This window comes from Streptomyces beigongshangae (genome assembly GCF_019710745.1).
In the GTDB taxonomy this organism is placed as follows: Bacteria; Actinomycetota; Actinomycetes; order Streptomycetales; family Streptomycetaceae; genus Streptomyces; species Streptomyces beigongshangae.
This window is the reverse complement of record NZ_JAHKJW010000019.1, coordinates 1-18969: the sequence shown is the minus strand read 5'-3', so window position 1 is coordinate 18969 and position 18969 is coordinate 1. Positions and strand designations below refer to the sequence as shown.

At 73.2% G+C, this 18969-nt stretch carries 15 protein-coding genes; 12 read left to right on the top strand and 3 right to left on the bottom strand.

The window, feature by feature from the left end; translation table 11 throughout:
• Nucleotides 1-161: 161 nt before the first annotated feature.
• On the top strand, nt 162-3947 hold the full coding sequence (locus KM933_RS16700; RefSeq protein WP_221352922.1) for a glycosyltransferase family 2 protein: 3786 nt from the start codon (nt 162-164) through the stop codon (nt 3945-3947).
• Nucleotides 3944-5437: a DUF5719 family protein gene (locus tag KM933_RS16695; protein WP_221352920.1), complete on the top strand. Its 1494-nt coding sequence runs from the start codon at nt 3944-3946 to the stop codon at nt 5435-5437. Before KM933_RS16700 ends, KM933_RS16695 begins: the two co-directional genes overlap by 4 nt.
• Before the next feature lie 83 nt (nt 5438-5520).
• On the opposite strand, the gene KM933_RS16690 is transcribed toward KM933_RS16695, so the two are convergent.
• Nucleotides 5521-5973, bottom strand: coding sequence for a metallopeptidase family protein (locus KM933_RS16690; protein ID WP_221353122.1), 453 nt, complete (start codon nt 5971-5973; stop codon nt 5521-5523).
• Nucleotides 5974-6294: 321 nt separating this feature from the next.
• Here KM933_RS16690 and KM933_RS16685 point away from each other — a divergent pair, with 321 nt between their 5' ends.
• The 9 genes from KM933_RS16685 to KM933_RS16645 all read left to right on the top strand — a co-directional run bounded on the left by KM933_RS16685 (nt 6295) and on the right by KM933_RS16645 (nt 16412).
• Nucleotides 6295-6672: a DUF3499 domain-containing protein gene (locus KM933_RS16685; protein WP_200397810.1), complete on the top strand. Its 378-nt coding sequence runs from the start codon at nt 6295-6297 to the stop codon at nt 6670-6672.
• A gap of 172 nt (nt 6673-6844) precedes the next feature.
• Nucleotides 6845-8461, top strand: a complete 1617-nt coding sequence (locus KM933_RS16680) for an L-lactate permease (protein ID WP_221352919.1) — start codon at nt 6845-6847, stop codon at nt 8459-8461.
• A 70-nt stretch (nt 8462-8531) separates the two neighbouring features.
• Nucleotides 8532-9908, top strand: coding sequence for a phosphomannomutase/phosphoglucomutase (locus KM933_RS16675; protein ID WP_221352917.1), 1377 nt, complete (start codon nt 8532-8534; stop codon nt 9906-9908).
• A 179-nt stretch (nt 9909-10087) separates the two neighbouring features.
• A complete protein-coding gene (locus KM933_RS16670; RefSeq protein WP_221352914.1) occupies nt 10088-10258 on the top strand; it encodes a Trm112 family protein in 171 nt (56 codons plus the stop codon).
• Between the two features lie 70 nt (nt 10259-10328).
• The gene (locus KM933_RS16665) at nt 10329-11456 is read left to right on the top strand and encodes an SIS domain-containing protein (RefSeq protein WP_221352912.1); all 1128 of its coding nucleotides are present in this window, start codon (nt 10329-10331) and stop codon (nt 11454-11456) included.
• 104 nt (nt 11457-11560) lie between these two features.
• A complete protein-coding gene (gene manA, locus KM933_RS16660) occupies nt 11561-12712 on the top strand; it encodes a mannose-6-phosphate isomerase, class I (protein ID WP_221352910.1) in 1152 nt (383 codons plus the stop codon).
• A 145-nt stretch (nt 12713-12857) separates the two neighbouring features.
• Nucleotides 12858-13835: a cation diffusion facilitator family transporter gene (locus tag KM933_RS16655; RefSeq protein WP_221352908.1), complete on the top strand. Its 978-nt coding sequence runs from the start codon at nt 12858-12860 to the stop codon at nt 13833-13835.
• Between the two features lie 421 nt (nt 13836-14256).
• Complete coding sequence (ahcY, locus tag KM933_RS16650) at nt 14257-15714, top strand: adenosylhomocysteinase (RefSeq protein ID WP_221352906.1); 1458 nt, start codon at nt 14257-14259, stop codon at nt 15712-15714.
• A gap of 83 nt (nt 15715-15797) precedes the next feature.
• The gene (locus KM933_RS16645; protein WP_221352904.1) at nt 15798-16412 is read left to right on the top strand and encodes a hypothetical protein; all 615 of its coding nucleotides are present in this window, start codon (nt 15798-15800) and stop codon (nt 16410-16412) included.
• Between the two features lie 29 nt (nt 16413-16441).
• On the opposite strand, the gene KM933_RS16640 is transcribed toward KM933_RS16645, so the two are convergent.
• Nucleotides 16442-17449, bottom strand: a complete 1008-nt coding sequence (locus tag KM933_RS16640) for an RDD family protein (protein ID WP_221352902.1) — start codon at nt 17447-17449, stop codon at nt 16442-16444.
• A 116-nt stretch (nt 17450-17565) separates the two neighbouring features.
• Here KM933_RS16640 and KM933_RS16635 point away from each other — a divergent pair, with 116 nt between their 5' ends.
• The gene (locus KM933_RS16635; RefSeq protein ID WP_221352900.1) at nt 17566-18573 is read left to right on the top strand and encodes a stage II sporulation protein M; all 1008 of its coding nucleotides are present in this window, start codon (nt 17566-17568) and stop codon (nt 18571-18573) included.
• Nucleotides 18574-18749: 176 nt separating this feature from the next.
• Here KM933_RS16635 and KM933_RS16630 read toward each other — a convergent pair.
• On the bottom strand, nt 18750-18969 hold a 220-nt coding region (locus KM933_RS16630; RefSeq protein ID WP_221352898.1), incomplete at its 5' end, for a hypothetical protein.

The following is an 18969-nucleotide window of genomic DNA, read 5'->3' as shown; positions in this document are numbered from 1 at the left end:
GTACTGATCCGTAAGGAACGGCCTGTCGCAGGTGGGTTGTCCACAGGCGGCGGGCCGCCCTGTCGTGCAGCCGTTAGTGTGGGCCTCCGTCCGGGACGCCCCGTGGTCCTCCCAGGGCACAGGCGTCCACCGCAGTCCAGCGAACCGGGGCCCGTACCTCGATGTCCGTGCACAGCCATTCGGCAGGTCAGTACGACACTGCCGCTGCAGCGTTCGACCCGGCCGGTCCGGCGGCGGCCGACCCCGCCCGCCCGCCCGAGTTCCCGAGGCACGTGGTCACCGCCGTGCTCGTCACCCACGACGGTGCCCGCTGGCTGCCCGACGCCCTCGCCGGGCTGCTCGGCCAGGAGCGTCCCGTGCAGAACGCCGTGGCGGCCGACACCGGCAGCGCGGACGACTCCGCCCGGCTGGTCACCGACGCCCTCGGCGCCGACCGGGTGCTGCACCTCGCCCGGCGCACCGGCTTCGGCCAGGCCGTCGAGGAGGCCGTCCGCGCCGCGGGCGTGCTGACCCCGGACGACCTGCCGTACCTCAAGCGCCCCAGCGGCTGGGACCCGGTCACCCGCACCTGGCGCGACGACGCGTACGACCTGCCGGAGCTGCCGCACGGCGAGCCCGAGCAGTGGCTGTGGCTCCTGCACGACGACTGCGCCCCGGAGCCGGACGCCCTGGCCCAGCTGCTGCGCGTCGTGGAGAACGAGCGGGAGCTCGGCAAGGACGTCGCCGTCGTCGGCCCCAAGCTCCGCGGCTGGTACGACCGCCGGCAGCTCCTGGAGGTCGGCGTCACCATCGCCCACAGCGGCCGCCGCTGGACCGGCCTCGACCGGCGCGAGCAGGACCAGGGCCAGCACGACCACGTACAGCCCGTACTGGCCGTCTCCACCGCCGGCATGCTGATCCGCCGCGACGTCTACGAGGAGCTCGGCGGCTTCGACCGGCGGCTGCCCCTGATGCGCGACGACATCGACCTGTGCTGGCGCGCCCAGTCCGCGGGCCACCGCGTCCTGGTCGCCCCCGAGGCGGTCGTACGGCACGCCGAGGCGTCCTCCCGCGAGCGCCGCACCGTCGACTGCGTGGGCCGCACCGCCGCCTCCCCGCACAAGGTCGACAAGGCCGGCGCCGTCTACACCCTCCTCGTCAACACCCGCGGCGCGCTGCTCCCCTGGGTCCTCGTCCGGCTCGTCCTGGGCACCCTGGTGCGCACGGTCGCGTACGTCGTCGGCAAGGTCCCCGGACAGGCGGTCGACGAGATCCGCGGCCTCCTCGGGACGCTGCTGCGCCCCGAGCGCATCGTCGCGGGCCGGCGCAGGCGCGGCACCCCCCAGGCCGACAAGGGCGAACTGCGCGCGCTGTTCCCGCCCCCCGGCGCCACGGTCCGGGCCACCGTCGAACAGGCCGCGGGCAGCCTCATGGGCCGCTCCGACCCCGAGCTGACCGCGGCGGGACGCCACGGCGGCGCGATCGAGTCGGGTCCGGGCGGCGACGACGCCGACTTCCTCCAGGTCGAGCAGTTCGCCCGCCTCAAGCGCGTCGCCCGCAGACCGGGACCGATGGTCTTCGCGCTGCTCCTCCTCGTCTCCCTGGTCGCCTGCCGCGCCCTCCTCGGCGGCGGCGCGCTCGCGGGCGGCGCGCTGCTGCCCGCCCCCGCGGACTCCTCCGACCTGTGGGCGCGCCACCTGGACGGCTGGCACCCGGTCGGCGCCGGCGGCACCCAGACCGCGCCCCCCTACCTGGCGCTCGTCGCCATGCTCGCGAGCGTGCTCCTCGGCTCCGCGGGGCTCGCCGTCACCGTCCTCCTGATCGGCTCGGTGCCGCTGGCCGGCTTCGCCGCCTACTTCGCCTCCCGGCCGCTCGTCGAGTCGCGCCTGCTGCGCGCCTGGGGGGCCGTCGCGTACGCCTTCCTGCCCGCCGCCACCGGCGCGCTCGCGGGCGGCCGCATCGGCACCGCCGTCCTGGCCGTCCTGCTGCCCCTCATGGCGCGCGCGGGCATCGCGGCGAGCGGCCTCGCCTCGGCGACGGGCCGCGGCAGCTGGCGCGCCACCTGGGCGTACGCGCTCCTGCTGACCCTCACCACCGCGTTCACGCCGATCGTGTGGCCCATCGCGCTGGTCCTCGGCCTCGCCCTGCCGATCGCGCGCCGCAGGGACCTCGCCGCCCACGGGCTGCGTCTGCTGGCCCAGCTCGGCACCCCGCTGCTGATCCTCGCCCCCTGGTCGTTCTCCCTGCTCCCGTTCGGCTTCTTCCAGGAGGCCGGCATGGAGTACGAGTCGGGGGCGGCCTCCGCGCTCGACCTGCTGGGCGCCAGCCCGGGCGGACCCGGCACGGTCAGCGGCCTCATGCTCATCGGCATCGTCTGCGCCGCGGTGGCCGCGCTGCTGCGCACCGAGCGCCGCCTCGGCATCTGGACCGCCTGGACGGCCGCGCTGGTCGCGCTGGTCTTCGCCGTCCTGTCCAACGGCTCCACCTGGGCCGGCCCCGCCACCCTCGTCTACGGCCTCGCCTTCCTCGCCGCCGCCGCGCTCGGCGCCGACGGGGCCCGTTCGCGCGTGGCCGAGCAGAGCTTCGGCTGGCGCCAGCCCGTCGCCGTGCTGATCGCCTTCGCCTCGGCCGCCGGACCCCTGCTCGTCGCCGCCGGCTGGATGATCCGCGGCGCGGACGGCCCCCTGGAGCGGCGCGACCCCGTCCAGGTGCCCGCGTTCGTCGCGGAGGAGAGCGGCACCCGCGACCAGGCCCGCACCCTCGTCCTCGACAGCGACTCGGCGGCACGGGTGGAGTACACCCTGGTCCGCGGCTCCGGCGCCCGTCTCGGCGACGCCGAACTGGCCGCGGCGGACGGCGGGAACAAGAAGCTCGACAAGGTCGTCGCCAACCTCGTGGCGGGCTCCGGCGCCGACCAGGCCGACCAGCTCGGCGGCTTCGCCGTGCGGTACGTCCTGGTGCGCGACGGCGCGCCCCGCCAGGTCGGCCGGGTCCTGGACGCCACACCGGGCCTGAGCCGGCTGAGCCAGCAGGACGGCAGCGCCCTGTGGCGCGTCGACCGGCAGGTCGCGCGCGCGACCGTCGTCCCCCGGTCCGGCGACCCGCAGCCGATCGCCGCCGGCCCGGTCGAACTGCACACCAGGATCCCCGCCGGTGCGGAGGGCCGCGTCCTGCGCCTCGCGGACACCGCCGACGAGGGCTGGACGGCCACCCTCGACGGCAAGCCGCTCACCGGGACCACCGTCGACGGCTGGGCCCAGGGCTTCGAACTGCCCGCCGGGGCGGGACGCCTCGACGTCACCTTCGAAGCGCCGCTGAGCCATACCGGCCGGCTGTGGGCCCAGGGCGCGCTCGCGCTCGTCCTCGTGGTGCTCGCGCTGCCGGGCCGGCGCCGCGACGTCGACGACGACCTTCCCGAGGAGCCGGTCGTCCCCGTCCCGTCCGCGGCCGCCGCGGCCGCTGGGACTTCCGCCGCGGTCCCCGCTTCGGGAGAGGGCCGCAGGGCCCGCCGGCTGCGCGCCCAGGCCGAGCAGGCCGGACAGGCCGCGCAGGGGGCCGCACCGGCGGAGCGGCCCGACACGTTCCCGCCCGACTCACCGGACCCCGCCGGAGAGGCTCCCACGGCCGCCCCGGTCCCGCAGCAGCAGGCGTACGGGGAGTGGGACACGACGGCGTACGCGGCCGAGGCCGAGTACGGCACCTACGGCGGCGACCGGTACCAGGACGCCCCGCAGTACCCGGCCGGTACCTACGACCAGCAGCAGTACGGGACGGACGCGTACCAGGCGGGCCACTACGACCCGTACGCGGCGTACGACCCTGCGCAGCCGTACGACCCTGCGCAGCCGTACGGCCAGGGCGGTCAGGGCTACGAACCGCAGTACGACCAGCAACAGCAACAGCAGCAACAACAGCAACAGCCGCCGCACGGCACCGGCAGTGAGCGCCCCGACGGGAGCCAGCAGTGAACCGCACCACCGTGTCCCTGATCGCCGGCGTGACCGCGCTCGCCGCCGTCACCGGCTTCGCGTCGATGTCCGAGCCCCAGGTCTCCGGGGAGGAGACGGCGAAGGCGGCGGCCGAGCTGCCCGTGGAGCGCACCAGCCTGCTCTGCCCGGCCCCGAGCAGCTCGGACCTGGCGGAGACCGCGTACACCTCCTTCACCCCCGTCACCGGGGGCGTCGGTGCGGACGGCAGGGCCGCGCTGACGGCCGCGGGCGAGCAGGACGAGCAGGACGAGAAGGACGAGAAGGAGAAGAAGAAGGAGAAGCCCTTCCCGGCGCCGAAGGAGCCCGGGAAGCCGGTGACGAGCGAGACCTCGGGCGCCGAGTCCCCCGCCCTCGTCGGCACGGCCGAGGGCAGGCTCGCGCCCGGCTGGACCGTCCAGCAGACCACGGAGGTCGAGGCGGGCAGCGGCCGCGGTCTGTTCGGCACCGCCTGTTCGGCACCGGACACGGACTTCTGGTTCCCGGGCGCCAGCACCGCCAAGGAGCGTACGGACTACGCGCACCTGACCAACCCCGACGACTCCGCCGCCGTCGCCGACATCGAGCTGTACGGCGAGGACGGGGCCCTCAAGTCCACGGTCGGGGAGGGCATCAAGATCCCGCCGCACTCCAGCGAGGCGGTCCTCCTGTCCACGCTCATGGACGAGCCGCAGGCCGACCTCACCGTGCACGTCACGGTCCGCAGCGGCCGGGTGGCCGCCGCCGTCGAGGCCGTGGACGACACGCTCGGCGGGGACTGGCTCGCCCCCTCCGCCGCCCCGGCGGGCAGCCTCGTCCTGCCGGGCGTCCCGGAGGACGCCACCTCCGTACGGCTGGTCGCCTTCGCCCCCGGCGACACCGACGCCGACCTGAAGGTGCGGCTCGCCTCGCCGACCGGAACGATCACTCCGGCCGGGCACGAGACGCTGCACGTGAAGGCCGGCATGACGGCCGCCGTCGACCTCGGCGACCTCACGCGCGGCGAGGCCGGCTCCCTGGTGCTGGCCCCGACCGGCAGGAGCACCCCCGTCGTCGCGGCCCTGCGGGTGGTGCGGGGCAAGGGCGACAGCCAGGAGACGGCGTTCATCCCGGCCACGGCCGCGGTGGACGCGCGTGCGACGGCCGCCGACAACCGCTCCGAGGGCTCCACGCTCTCCCTGGTCGCGCCGGGCCGTGCCGCGAAGGTGAAGGTCACGGCGTCCGCGGGCAGTGACGGCGGTACCGCCGCCACGAAGTCCTACACGATCGGGCGCGGCACCACGCAGAACGTCCGGCTGCCCGTGCCCGGCGGTCTCAAGGGCACGTACGCGCTCACGGTCGAGGTGCTGTCAGGCGGCCCCGTCCACGCGGCGCGCATGCTCGAAGCGGCGCGGGACGGCGTCCCGATGTTCACCGTGCAGACCCTCCCGGACGACCGGGGGACGGTGAAGGTGCCGGAGGCGGAGCAGGACCTCTCGGTACTGATGAAGTAACCGCCGCCGACCGGGGCGAGGGCCGGTCCTCCCGGTACCGGGTCAGTTCCCCCGGTACCGGGGCCGGTCCGTCCCGTACCGGGTCAGTCCTCCCCGTACCGGGGGTCGACGGTCTCCGGGGTCAGCCCGAGCAGCTCGGCGACCTGCTCCACCACGACCTCGTGCACCAGCGCGGCCCGCTCGTCGCGGCCCTTGGTACGGATCTCGACGGGACGCCGGTAGACGACGACGCGGGCGGGGCGGTCCCCGTGGGCAGGTGTCGTGCCGCCCAGCGGCACCGCCTCGTCGCCCAAGCCGTCGTCACCGGCCGGGTCGAACCGGGGCACCTCCAGCACCATGAACTCGATGTCGGAGAGCTGCGGCCACCGCCGCTCCAGCCGCTCCACGGAGTCCTGCACCAGATCCGCGAACACCTCGCCGCGGCTGGCCGAGAGGGGCACCTGAGGTGGCGCCACCGGTCCGCGCATCCCCCGCCCGTGTCGATCACGACGACGGGGCCTGGGTTCGGCGGGCCGGGGCGGTACGGGGTTGTCCATCACTGACGAAGCGTAGACCCCGCGCGCCCACCGGGAGGCCCCGTCACGGCCCCGGCCATGACATGTCGCAGGGTGTCCGTTCCAGCCAAGCTCTGGCTTGTTTCCGTATCCTCCAGGACCACAGAGAACACGGAAAATGACAGGTTTTGCACCGACTCGCGATCATCCCCCGCCTTGTCCGACGTCCTGTCAACAGCCTTACGCGCAGGTCAAACCGGCCCACCGGAGACCCCCTGTGTCGGGCATCACAGCACGACACGGCAGGGTGGCCAGGGGGTGCCTCGTCGCGGCCCGTTCAAGAGTGCGGTACCGTCCAACCTCGTGAGCCCTGTACGTCGCTGTTCGCGCACCGCTTGCGGCCGTCCCGCCGTAGCGACGCTGACGTACGTCTACGCCGACTCGACCGCGGTCCTCGGCCCGCTCGCCACCTACGCCGAACCCCACTGCTACGACCTGTGCGCCGAGCACTCCGAGCGCCTCACCGCACCGCGCGGCTGGGAGGTCGTCAGGCTCGCCGACGGCTCCGCCCCCTCCCGCCCCAGCGGTGACGACCTGGAGGCGCTGGCCAACGCGGTCCGCGAGGCGGCCCGTCCCCAGGAGCGCGCCGCGCAGGCGGGCGGCGGCAACGCCCGCGGGGCGGACCCGATGGAGGTCGCCCGCCGCGGCCATCTGCGGGTCCTGCGCTCACCGGACTCCTGACCCGACCGCAGCCTCCTCCCCTCCCTCCCCCGGGAGGGGACTTCGTCGTGTGCGTGCCGTGCACGTCCCACTCGGTGGCGCACGGTCATTGACGCGCGCTTGTCGCGGACACGACCATTTTCCCCGGCCCGTGAGAAATCGATTTCCGCACAGCGGAATCGGGGGAGGCTCCGTGTACGTCCAGGAACTCGAGCCCGTGGCCGATTCGCTCGGCCTGTCCGCGCTCGTCGCGACCCTGCCCCTCGTCCTCGTCCTCGTCCTGCTCGGCGGGGTCCGCATGAAGGCGCACCTGGCCGGTCTCCTCGGTCTCGCCGCCGCGGCCCTGGTGGCCCGGCTCGTGTACGGCATGCCGACCGGCCAGACCCTCTCCGGCGCCGCCCAGGGAGCGGTGTTCGGGCTCTTCCCCATCCTGTGGATCGTCGTCAACGCCCTCTGGGTCTACCGGATGACCGTCCGCACCCGGCACTTCGACATCCTGCGCCGCTCCTTCGGACGGCTCTCCGACGACCCGCGCGTCCAGGCGCTCGTCGTCGCGTTCTGCTTCGGCGCGCTCCTGGAAGCCCTCGCGGGCTTCGGCGCGCCCGTCGCGATCTGCTCGGTGATGCTCGTCGCGCTCGGCTTCGAACCCGTCCGCGCCGCGGTGGTCGCGCTCGTCGCCAACACCGCGCCGGTCGCCTTCGGGGCGATGGGCACCCCGGTCGTGACGCTGGCCCAGGTCACCGACCTGCCCCTGGACACCGTCGCCTCGGTCGTGGGCCGCCAGACCCCGCTCCTGGCCCTGGTGGTGCCCCTGGTGCTCGTCCTCCTGGTGGACGGGCGGCGCGGCCTGCGCGAGACCTGGGTGGCCGCGACGGCGTGCGGAGCCGCCTTCGCCGTCGCCCAGTTCGCCGCCTCCAACTACGTGTCCGCCCAGCTCGCCGACATCGCGGCCGCCCTGGCCGGAGCGGGCGCGCTGCTGGCGGTTCCGCAGGCGCGCAGGCCCGCCGCCGAACCCGTACGGGCCGCGGTCCTGACCGGCGTACGCAGCGAGGACCTGGACGAGGAGGACCCGCACCGCGAGGTGCTGCGCGCGTACGCCCCGTACGCGCTGATCGTCGTGATCTTCTCCATCGCCCAGATCCCGGCGGTCAAGGACTGGCTGGCGAAGGCGACCCGCACCTTCGACTGGCCCTTCCTGAACGTCGTGGACCCGGACGGCGACCCGGTCGGCGGCAACGTCTTCACCTGGCCGGTCGTCTCCACCGGAGGCACGCTGGTGCTGCTCGCCGGGCTGTGCACGGCGGTCGTCCTCGGGGTGCACGCGCGCGTGGCGCTCAGGGAATGGGTGGCGACCGTCCACGAGCTGCGGTACGCGATCCTCACCGTCACCTCCGTCCTGGCACTCGCCTACGTCATGAACCTCTCCGGACAGGCGGCCACGATCGGCCACTTCGTGGCGGCGGCCGGCGCGGGACTCGCCTTCCTGTCACCCGTCCTCGGCTGGTTCGGCGTGGCCGTCTCCGGGTCCGACACCTCGGCCAACGCGCTCTTCGGCGCCCTCCAGGTGACCGCGGCGCGCGAGTCGGGCCTCTCGCCGGAGCTCCTCGCGGCCGCCAACAGCTCGGGCGGCGTCCTCGGCAAGATGATCTCCCCGCAGAACCTCACCATCGCCTGCGCGGCGGTCGGGCTCGCGGGCCGTGAGGGCGACCTGCTGCGGAAGGTGCTCCCCTGGAGCCTCGGACTTCTGCTGGTCATGTGCCTGATCGTCGTCGGGCAGAGCTCGCCCGTCCTGGAGTGGATGCTTCCGTAGACCCCGGGACCCGGCGGCGGTCGCTGCGGGTACTTTGGGGTCACCGTCGAGGACTCTAGGAAGGCTGGCCGTGACCGCTGATCTGTCGCAGCTCGTTAAGGCGTACGACGTACGCGGTGTGGTCCCGGACCAGTGGGACGAGCCGCTGGCCGAGCTGTTCGGTGCGGCCTTCGCCCAGGTGACGGGGGCGACCGCGATCGTGACCGGACACGACATGCGCCCCTCGTCACCGGGTCTGTCACGGGCCTTCGCGCGCGGGGCCGCGGCGCGCGGCGTCGACGTGACCGAGATAGGGCTGTGCTCGACCGACCAGCTCTACTACGCGTCGGGCGCGTTCGGCCTGCCGGGCGCCATGTTCACGGCCTCGCACAACCCGGCCCGGTACAACGGCATCAAGATGTGCCGGGCGGGTGCGGCCCCCGTGGGCCAGGACACCGGCCTCACCGAGATCCGCGGGCTCGTCGAGTCCTGGCTCGACTCGGGCACCCCGTCCCCGTCCCCGTCCCCGGACGCGGCGCCGGGCACGACGACCCGGCGCGACACGCTGGAGGACTACGCTGCGCACCTGCGCGGCCTCGTCGACCTCGCCTCGATCCGCCCCCTGAAGGTCGTGGTGGACGCGGGCAACGGCATGGGCGGCCACACCGTCCCGACCGTCTTCGCGGGCCTGCCCCTCGAACTCGTCCCGATGTACTTCGAGCTGGACGGCACGTTCCCGAACCACGAGGCCAACCCGCTCGACCCGGCGAACATCGTCGACCTCCAGAAGCGCGTCCGCGAGGAGGACGCCGACCTCGGCCTCGCCTTCGACGGCGACGCCGACCGCTGCTTCGTCGTCGACGAGCGCGGCGAGCCGGTCTCCCCGTCCGCGATCACGGCCCTGGTGGCCGCCCGCGAACTGGCCAGGCACGGCGGCAGGGGCACGGTCATCCACAACCTGATCACGTCCTGGTCGGTCCCGGAGGTCGTCCGGGAGCACGGCGGCACACCGGTCCGCACCCGCGTCGGCCACTCCTTCATCAAGGCCGAGATGGCCGCCTCCGGCGCGATCTTCGGCGGCGAGCACTCGGCGCACTACTACTTCAAGGACTTCTGGAACGCCGACACGGGCATGCTCGCGGCGCTCCACGTCCTCGCCGCGCTCGGCGGCCAGGAGGGCACGCTCTCCGCCCTCGTCGACCGGTACGACCGCTATGCCGGCTCCGGCGAGATCAACTCCACGGTCGACGACCAGGCGGCCCGCCTCGCCGCGCTCAGGGCCGCGTACGAGGGCCGCGAGGACGTCGTCCTCGACGAACTCGACGGTCTGACCGTGACCGCCGCCGACTGGTGGTTCAACGTCCGCCCGTCCAACACGGAGCCGCTCCTGCGCCTGAACGCGGAGGCGCGGGACGCGGCGACGATGGCCAGGACCCGGGACGAGGCCCTGGCCATCATCAGGGGCTGAAGGCGGGCGTCCAGGGGCGCGGGGAACTGCGCAACGGGGGTCCGGGGGCGGAGCCCCCAGGGACGGGACGGGAAGGGGCGGCGGGGGCGGGAACAGGATCAGACGCCCGCCCCCACCGGCGGTACGCTGACCAGGCCACACCTCCGCCCCACCCCACTCCACCCCCGAAGGGACCCGCCATGCCGCTCGAAGCCGGCCTCCTGGAGATCCTCGCCTGCCCCGCCTGCCACGCCCCCCTGGAGGAGCGGGAGGCGGAACTGGTCTGCACGGGCCAGGACTGCGGTCTGGCCTACCCCGTCCGGGACGGCATCCCCGTCCTCCTCGTGGACGAGGCCCGCCGCCCCGCGTAACCCCGCTGCCCCGCACGACCCCGCCGCTCCCGCAGAAGCAACCCCGCCAGGTGTCCGGAGGCTGCCCACCATGTTCGACGAAACGCTCCTCGACGACCAGGAAGGGCTGGCCCGAGCGGACCGGCGGGAGCTGCTCCGCGGCGCCGCCGAGGCGGGCGCCCGCGTCCGCACGGCCGTCCGGCACGCCACCGAGGCCGGTATCGCCGAGCTCAAACCCGACGGCCGCCCGCGCGCCATCCTGACCGCGGGCCCCGGCCTCGCCGCCACCTGCGTCGCCGACCTGCTCGGCTCGCTCGCCGGCGCCGCCTGCCCCGTCACCCGCCTCACCCCCCGCGGGGTGGCCCCCGCCGCGGGCGCCCTGCTCTGGGAACTGCCGGGCTGGGCGGGCCCCGTCGACCTGCTCCTCATCGCCACCCCCGACGGCAGCGAGCCCGGCCTCTCGCTCCTCGCCGAGCAGGCGTACCGGCGCGGCCTCACGGTCGTCGCCGTCTGCCCGCCCCGCGCCCCGCTGACCGAGGCGGTCGCCGCCGCCCACGGACTCTCCGTACCGATGGCCACCGCCCCCTACGAGCCGCAGGCCCCGGCCGCCGCCTCGGCCCCCGGCTCGCTGTGGGCGCTGCTCACCCCGCTGCTCGCGCTGCTCGACCGCACCGGCCTCCTCAGTGCTCCGCCCGAGGCCCTGCAGAAGGTCGCCGACCGCCTCGACCACGTGGCCGAGCGCTGCGGCCCGGCCGTCGCGACCTACGGCAACCCCGCCAAGACGCTCGCCGCCGAACTCGCCGAGTCGCTCCCGGTGATCTGGACCGAGGGCGACTCCGCGGGCCCGGCGGGCCGCCGCTTCGTCGCCGCCCTGGCCGAACTCGCGGGACGCCCCGCACTCACCGCCGAACTGCCCGAGGCGCTGGCCTCGCACAGCGTGCTCCTCTCGGGCGCCCTGGCGGCCGGCGCGAACCCCGACGACTTCTTCCGCGACCGCGTCGAGGACGCACAGGTCCTGCACGCGCGCGTGGTGCTGCTCCGCGACCGCCCGGCCGGCGGCCGCACCGCCGCCCCCGCCGCCCGCGAAGTCGCCCTCGGCCACGACACACCGATCAGCGAACTCGAACCCGAGGAGGGCGGCGACCTGGAGACGCTCGCCGAACTGATCGCCACCACGGACTTCGCCGCCGTCTACCTGGCGCTCGCCTCGACGGCCTGATCCTGGACCACGCCTGCCGGCGGGCACCCGCAGGACCGGCGGGCTCCCGCAGAACTCGTCGATCAGCACGAGTACCGGCGCACGTACGGAGAAGAAGACAGAGCATGGACCGCCTCGCCAACACCGTCCGCCCCTACGCCTGGGGCTCCACCACGGCCATCCCGCGGCTCCTCGGGGTCGAGCCGACCGGCGAACCGCAGGCCGAGATGTGGATGGGCGCCCACCCCGGCGCCCCCTCGCGCACCCCCCGCGGCCCCCTCACCGAGGTGATCGACGCGGCACCCGAGCGGGAACTGGGCACCGGGGCGGTCGCCAGGTTCGGTCCGCGCCTGCCGTTCCTGCTGAAGCTCCTCGCCGCGGGCGCCCCCCTCTCCCTCCAGGTGCACCCCGACCTGACCCAGGCCGGGGAGGGGTACGAGGACGAGGAGCGGCGCGGCGTCCCGGCCGACGCGCCGCACCGCAACTACAAGGACGCCAACCACAAGCCCGAACTGATCTGCGCGCTCACGGAGTTCGACGGCCTGTGCGGATTCCGTGCCCCGCTGGAGGCCGCCGCGCTGCTCTCGGCCCTGGAGGTCGACTCCCTGAAGCCGTACGTCGACCTGCTGCACGCACACCCCGAGGAGGCGGCGCTGCGCGAGGTGCTGACCGCCGTGCTCACCGCGGACCCCGGCCCGATGGCGTCCACGGTGACCGAGGCCGCCGCGGCCTGCGCCCGGCTCGGCGGCGCCCACGCCCCGTACGCCGGAATCGCGCACCACTACCCCGGCGACCCGGGCGTCATCGCCGCGATGCTGCTCAACCACGTACGGCTGCAGCCCGGCGAGGCCCTGTTCCTGGGCGCCGGTGTGCCGCACGCGTACCTGAACGGCCTCGGCGTCGAGATCATGGCCAACTCCGACAACGTGCTGCGCTGCGGACTCACCCCCAAGCACGTCGACGTCCCCGAACTCCTGCGGATCGTCCGCTTCGAGGCGGGCGACCCGGGCGTACTGCGCCCTGAGGCGTCCCCGGACGGCGAGGAGGTCTACGAGACCCCCATCGACGAGTTCCGCCTCTCCCGGTACGTGCTCCCGGAGGGCGGGCCCGCCCAGGACCTCACCCGGCGCACCCCGCAGATCCTGCTGTGCACCGAGGGCTCCGTACGGACCGGCGACCACACGCTCGCCCCGGGTGACTCCGTCTTCGTACCGGCGGGCGAGGAGGCGCACGTGACCGGGAGCGGAACGCTCTTCCGGGCCACGGTCGTCGCCTGAGGGAAGCACTGCCGCGACCCGGCACCCGTGAGGGGCCCGGACTGCGACAATGACGCACCGCACAGGACGGGCGAAGCGCGGGACGGCCGCCGTCCGGGCGGCAACCGAGTGACATACGAAGGATACGAAGGGACATCGGGAAGACATGAGCGCGTCAGGCGGCACCAAGGCGATCGTGGCGGCACTCGCCGCCAACCTCGCGATCGCGGTAGCGAAATTCGTGGCGTTCCTCTTCAGCGGTTCGTCGTCGATGCTCGCCGAGTCCGTGCACTCGCTCGCCGACTCCGGCAACCAGGGCCTGCTGCTCCTCGGCGGCAAGAAGGCCAAGCGCGAGGCGACCCCCCAGCACCCCTTCGGCTACGGCCGCGAGCGGTACATCTACGCCTTCCTCGTCTCGATCGTCCTCTTCTCGGTCGGCGGCATGTTCGCGATCTACGAGGGCTACGAGAAGATCAAGCACCCGCACGAGATCGAGCACTGGTACTGGCCGGTGGGCGTCCTCGTCTTCGCGATCATCGCCGAGGCATTCTCCTTCCGGACGGCCATCAAGGAGTCCAACCTGACGCGCGGCAAGCAGTCCTGGAAGGACTTCGTACGCCACGCCAAGGCACCCGAGCTGCCGGTCGTCCTCCTGGAGGACCTGGGCGCGCTCGTCGGCCTGATCCTCGCGCTCGGCGGCGTGAGCCTCGCCCTCGCCACGGGCGACGGCGTCTGGGACGGCATCGGCACCCTGTGCATCGGCGTCCTGCTCATCGTCATCGCGATCATCCTGGCCGCCGAGACCAAGTCGCTGCTCCTGGGCGAGGCCGCCGGTCTCGAAGCGGTGCAGAAGATCGAGACCGCGATCGTCGACGGCGACACGGTCACCGGCATCATCCACATGCGCACGCTCCACCTCGGCCCCGAGGAGCTGCTGGTCGCCGCCAAGATCGCGGTCGAGCACGACGACACGGCCACCGAGATCGCCTCGGCGATCAACGCCGCCGAGGCCCGCATCCGGGCCGCCGTCCCGATCGCCCGCGTCATCTACCTCGAACCCGACATCTACAACCAGACCGAGGCGGCGAAGGGCGCGGACCCGGAGGCGTCCCCGGGCGGCCCGCTGCCGACCGCCGGACACTGAGTCCCGCACGCAGTTCCGCACGCAGTCCCCGTACGTGACCCGGGGCCCGCCGAGATCCTCGGCGGGCCCCGGACCGTTTCCGGCCCCGCCGGAGCCACGGGACCCACCCGGCACCCACCGGCACCCACCGGCATCCATCCGGCCTCCGCCCGCTGCCCGCCCGATATCGGCTCGATCCGCTCGCGGGCGGACCGGGGGACTGGGGTCCGCTGCGCCATCGGTGTAGATTCGTAACCGAGCCAGACGTCGCTGCTGATGGCGGTCGGGCGGCCCCCACGGGCCGACCGAGGGAGAGAGGGCCTCCGACGGACTGCGCTGCGCAAGGCACCGGGCATTCGTGTGCCCCGTGGGCGCTCGCCGTGCCCGCCGCCGCGCAGACCAGACCGGACCCGACCTCGCCCCAACCCGAGGAGCAGCTCGCATGACCACTGTCGACAACCGACAGGACTTCAAGGTCGCCGACCTTTCCCTTGCCGCCTTCGGCCGCAAGGAGATCACCCTCGCCGAGCACGAGATGCCCGGCCTGATGTCGATCCGCAAGGAGTACGCCGAGGCGCAGCCCCTCGCCGGCGCCCGCGTCACCGGCTCCCTGCACATGACCGTGCAGACCGCCGTGCTCATCGAGACCCTGACCGCCCTGGGCGCCGAGGTCCGCTGGGCCTCCTGCAACATCTTCTCCACCCAGGACCACGCCGCCGCCGCCATCGCGGTCGGCCCGAACGGCACGCCCGAGGACCCCCGGGGCGTCCCGGTCTTCGCCTGGAAGGGCGAGACCCTGGAGGAGTACTGGTGGTGCACGGAGCAGGCGCTGACCTGGCCGGACAGCCCCACCGGCGGCCCGAACATGATCCTGGACGACGGCGGTGACGCCACGCTCCTCGTCCACAAGGGCGTCGAGTACGAGAAGGACGGCAAGGTCCCGTCCGTCGACACCGCCGAGAACGACGAGCACCGCGTCATCCTGGAGCTCCTCAACCGGACGATCTCGAACGGCTCGCAGAAGTGGACCCGGCTCGCCTCGGAGATCCGCGGCGTGACCGAGGAGACCACGACCGGCGTCCACCGTCTCTACGAGATGCACCGCGACGGCACCCTCCTGTTCCCGGCGATCAACGTGAACGACGCCGTCACCAAGTCGAAGTTCGACAACAAGTACGGCTGCCGCCACTCCCTGATCGACGGCATCAACCGCGCCACCGACGTCCTCATCGGCGGCAAGACCGCCGTCGTCTGCGGCTACGGCGACGTGGGCAAGGGCTGCGCGGAGTCCCTGCGCGGCCAGGGCGCCCGCGTGATCATCACCGAGATCGACCCGATCTGCGCACTGCAGGCGGCGATGGACGGCTACCAGGTCACGACCCTCGACGAGGTCGTGGACAAGGCAGACATCTTCGTCACCACGACCGGCAACAAGGACATCATCATGGCCTCGGACATGGCCAAGATGAAGCACCAGGCGATCGTGGGCAACATCGGCCACTTCGACAACGAGATCGACATGGCCGGCCTCGCGCAGATCCCGGGCATCGTCAAGGACGAGGTCAAGCCGCAGGTCCACACCTGGACCTTCCCCGACGGCAAGGTGCTCATCGTCCTCTCCGAGGGACGCCTGCTGAACCTGGGCAACGCGACCGGCCACCCGTCGTTCGTGATGTCCAACTCGTTCGCGGACCAGACGCTGGCCCAGATCGAGCTGTTCACCAAGCCCGAGGAGTACCCGACCGACGTCTACGTGCTGCCCAAGCACCTCGACGAGAAGGTCGCCCGCCTCCACCTCGACGCGCTCGGCGTGAAGCTCACGACGCTCCGCCCCGAGCAGGCCGCGTACATCGGTGTCGAGGTCGAGGGCCCGTACAAGTCGGACCACTACCGCTACTGAGCCCAGCGCTCACCGGACGGCCGTCAGCAGGCCCTCGCCCTCACCGGCGGGGGCCTGCCCCCTATCGAGGACCCCGAGCCACCATGCCCCGCGGCCGCTATTCGCTCCATGACCCGCACGACCACACCCCCCTCGCCGAGGAACGGTTCCACTGCGCGCCCGGCCCCTCCGGCTGGCGCTACGTGTCCCACCTGACCACCCCCTCCGGCACCGCCGCCGGTTCCGTCGACCTCGCCCTCGACGACCGCGGCCGCCCCATCCGCCTCGAACTCCACGCCTCGGGCTGGCAGGTCCGCGGCGCCGCCCTCGACGGCGTCACCTGGGTCCGTACCGACCCCACGGGAGAACACGCCACCGAGGGCAATGTCCGCGCCCACGCCTTCACCGGTCCGTCCCCCGCCTTCCTCGTCGCCACCGCACGTCTGCTGCGCCTCACCCCCGATGCCTCCGCCACGCGTGTACGCCTCGTCGCCTTCACGGACCCGGTCCTCGCCCCGCGCACCCTCGACCAGTCCTGGGCCCTGCTCACGAGAGAAACACACCCCACTGACAACGGCCCCCTGACGGTGGACGAGTACCGGGTCACGGCCCTGGACACCGGCGAGCAGCACACCGTGCACCTCTCCGGCGACGTGGTGCTCTCGGCGCCCGGCATCGAACTCGAAGACCTCGAGACACCGCCGTCGGTCCTCACCTGACGACGCCGCCGGCCGGGGCCGCGGACGGATCAGGCGGGCGGAGCGAACCCGGTGGAGGGACGCTCCGCGCCGGCGTCCCGCACGGCGGGCGGGGGCGGGGCGGGCGCGACAGGTGCGTACGCCGGGGGCACGGCCGGTGCCGCGGGCGGAGGAACCGCGCCGTACGGGACCCCCGGTACGGCGCCGCCCGGATGCACACCCGGATGAGCACCCGCACCCGGATGAGCACCCGGCGGATACGCACCTGGATACGTACCCGGATATGTGCCCGGGGCGCCGAAGGGGACCTCCCCACCGAACGCCCGCCGTGCCTCCCGCGCCTGCCGCTCCTGCACCACGGCCGCCAGGAACGCCGCCGGCGGGACCCCGTGCGGTGCCGGAGTCCCCGTACGCTCGGCGACATCGGCCGCGAGCCGCTCCGCCATCGCCCGGCCGACCTGCGGATCCAGCTGCCGCATCCGCGTCAGGTACTGCCGGACGGCCAGCCACAGCCCGTCCGGCACCCCGGAGAGGTCGAGCTCGGTGAACCGCCCCGCCAGCCACGGCGGCGGCGGAGGGACGAAGGACGTGTGCCCGGCGGGAACGCGTTCCCGAACGACCAGGGTTCCCGCGAACACGTCGCCCAGCCGTCGTCCCCGCGCCGACACCAGCGACGCGACGCACGCCACGACCCCGAACGTCATCAGGATCTCGACCACACCGACCGCCCCGCGCACCAGCGCGTGCCGGAACCGGATGGGCCCGCCGTCGTCCCGGACCACCCGCAGCCCGCACGCCGCCTTCCCCAGCGAGCGCCCGTGGCTGAGGGTCTCCACCGCGATCGGCCCGCCGACCAGCAGCAGGAGGAACGCGGCGATCGACACGGCGGCCTGCGCCGCCGCGTCGAGAGCGGCCGTCGACAGCACCAGCGCGATCAGCACGGCGACATAGGCGGCCACCGCCACCGCCAGGTCGAGCACCACGGCCAGTACCCGGCTCGGCAGTTTCGCGGGCCGCAGCTCCAGTGCCACCGCCTCGCCCGTCACAAGCTCGCTCACGCCTGCCGCCCTTCCCCGAACTGCCCTGAGACCAGCCAGTCTGCCAAGCTGAGGCACATCACGCCGCAGTGCGACAAGCTGACCACACGACGAACAGCCGAGGAGCAGCCGACCCGATGGACCTCGACGTCTTCGTGTCCGCCCACCGTGCCGAATGGGACCGGCTCGACGCGCTCCTGCGCCGCCGGCGCCGCCTCACCGGCGCGGAGGCCGACGAACTGGTCACCCTCTACCAACGCACGGCGACCCATCTGTCCCTGATCCAGTCCAGTGCCCCGGACCCCCAGCTCACCGGCCGCCTCAGCCAGCTGGTGGCCCGCGCGCGCAGCGCCGTCACCGGCACCCGCCGTGCTTCCTGGCGCGACGTGACCCGCTTCCTCACGCACGGCTTTCCCGCCGCGGTCTACCGGGCACGTCACTGGTGGGTACCGACGGCGCTGCTGTCCACGGCGCTCGCCGTCCTGCTGGGGTGGTGGATAGGCACCCATCCCGAGGTCCAGTCCTCGATAGCGGCCCCCGGCGAGCTGCGCGAACTCACGCGCCCCGGCGGCCAGTACGAGACGTACTACTCCAGCCATCCCGCGGCGTCCTTCGCGGCCCAGGTATGGACGAACAACGCCCAGGCGGCCGCGATGTGCCTGGTGCTCGGCGGGTTCCTGTGCCTGCCGGTCGTCTGGATCCTTTTCCAGAACATGCTCAACGTGGGTGTGGGCATCGGCCTGATGTCCTCGGCCGGCCGCCTGGACACCTTCCTCGGCCTGATCCTCCCGCACGGTCTCCTGGAGCTGACGGCCGTCTTCGTGGCGGCCGGCACCGGACTGCGCCTCGGCTGGACGGTCATCGACCCGGGCCCCCGCACACGTCGTACGGCCCTCGCCGAGGAGGGACGCGCCGCCCTGGGCATGGCGATAGGCATCGCCCTGGTCCTCTTCGTCTCCGGCGCCATCGAAGGCTTCGTCACCCCGTCCGGCCTCCCGACCTGGGCCCGCATAGGCATCGGCGTAGTCGCCGAGCTCCTCTTCCTCGCGTACGTCTACGTCCTGGGAGGCCGCGCGGTACGCGCAGGTGAGACGGGTGACGTCGAGGAGGCCGAGCGCAGCGCCTCCGTACCGACCGCGGCCTGATGTGCGGGCACCCCCGTCAGACTGCTAGTCTCCTCTTCGCCCCACAAAAACCGTTGACACGGGACGTGTGGGGAGGTAGATTCGAACAGTTGCCTGGAGCTGGACAAGCTCGGCGGTGGCAGTTAGTATCTGTCAGCTCACTGGAATTCGATTTCAGTGAAGCACCTTTCGATAATTCAGAACTGATCGGCCGGTCGGACCGGCCGAAAACCTCTGATAAAGTCGGACTCGCCGAAAGAAAGCCGCAAGGCAATCAAATAGGCAAAGGCCCCCCAACCGGCCACCTGATATGAATTCCGAACCGGAAACGGAACGGAAAACGGATCTGGTAAGGTTGGAAACACGAAGGGAAGCGCCCGGAGGAAAGCCCGAGAGGGTGAGTACGAAGGAAGCGTC

What these genes read in the sequence shown, in the direction of transcription:
- KM933_RS16700 (WP_221352922.1), top strand. Translation starts at nt 162, where the DNA reads ATGTCCGTGCACAGCCATTCGGCAGGTCAGTACGACACTGCCGCTGCA.
- KM933_RS16690 (WP_221353122.1), bottom strand. Translation starts at nt 5,973, where the DNA reads ATGGACAACCCCGTACCGCCCCGGCCCGCCGAACCCAGGCCCCGTCGT.
- KM933_RS16670 (WP_221352914.1), top strand. Translation starts at nt 10,088, where the DNA reads ATGCCGCTCGAAGCCGGCCTCCTGGAGATCCTCGCCTGCCCCGCCTGC.
- KM933_RS16665 (WP_221352912.1), top strand. Translation starts at nt 10,329, where the DNA reads ATGTTCGACGAAACGCTCCTCGACGACCAGGAAGGGCTGGCCCGAGCG.
- manA (WP_221352910.1), top strand. Translation starts at nt 11,561, where the DNA reads ATGGACCGCCTCGCCAACACCGTCCGCCCCTACGCCTGGGGCTCCACC.
- KM933_RS16655 (WP_221352908.1), top strand. Translation starts at nt 12,858, where the DNA reads ATGAGCGCGTCAGGCGGCACCAAGGCGATCGTGGCGGCACTCGCCGCC.
- ahcY (WP_221352906.1), top strand. Translation starts at nt 14,257, where the DNA reads ATGACCACTGTCGACAACCGACAGGACTTCAAGGTCGCCGACCTTTCC.
- KM933_RS16645 (WP_221352904.1), top strand. Translation starts at nt 15,798, where the DNA reads ATGCCCCGCGGCCGCTATTCGCTCCATGACCCGCACGACCACACCCCC.
- KM933_RS16635 (WP_221352900.1), top strand. Translation starts at nt 17,566, where the DNA reads ATGGACCTCGACGTCTTCGTGTCCGCCCACCGTGCCGAATGGGACCGG.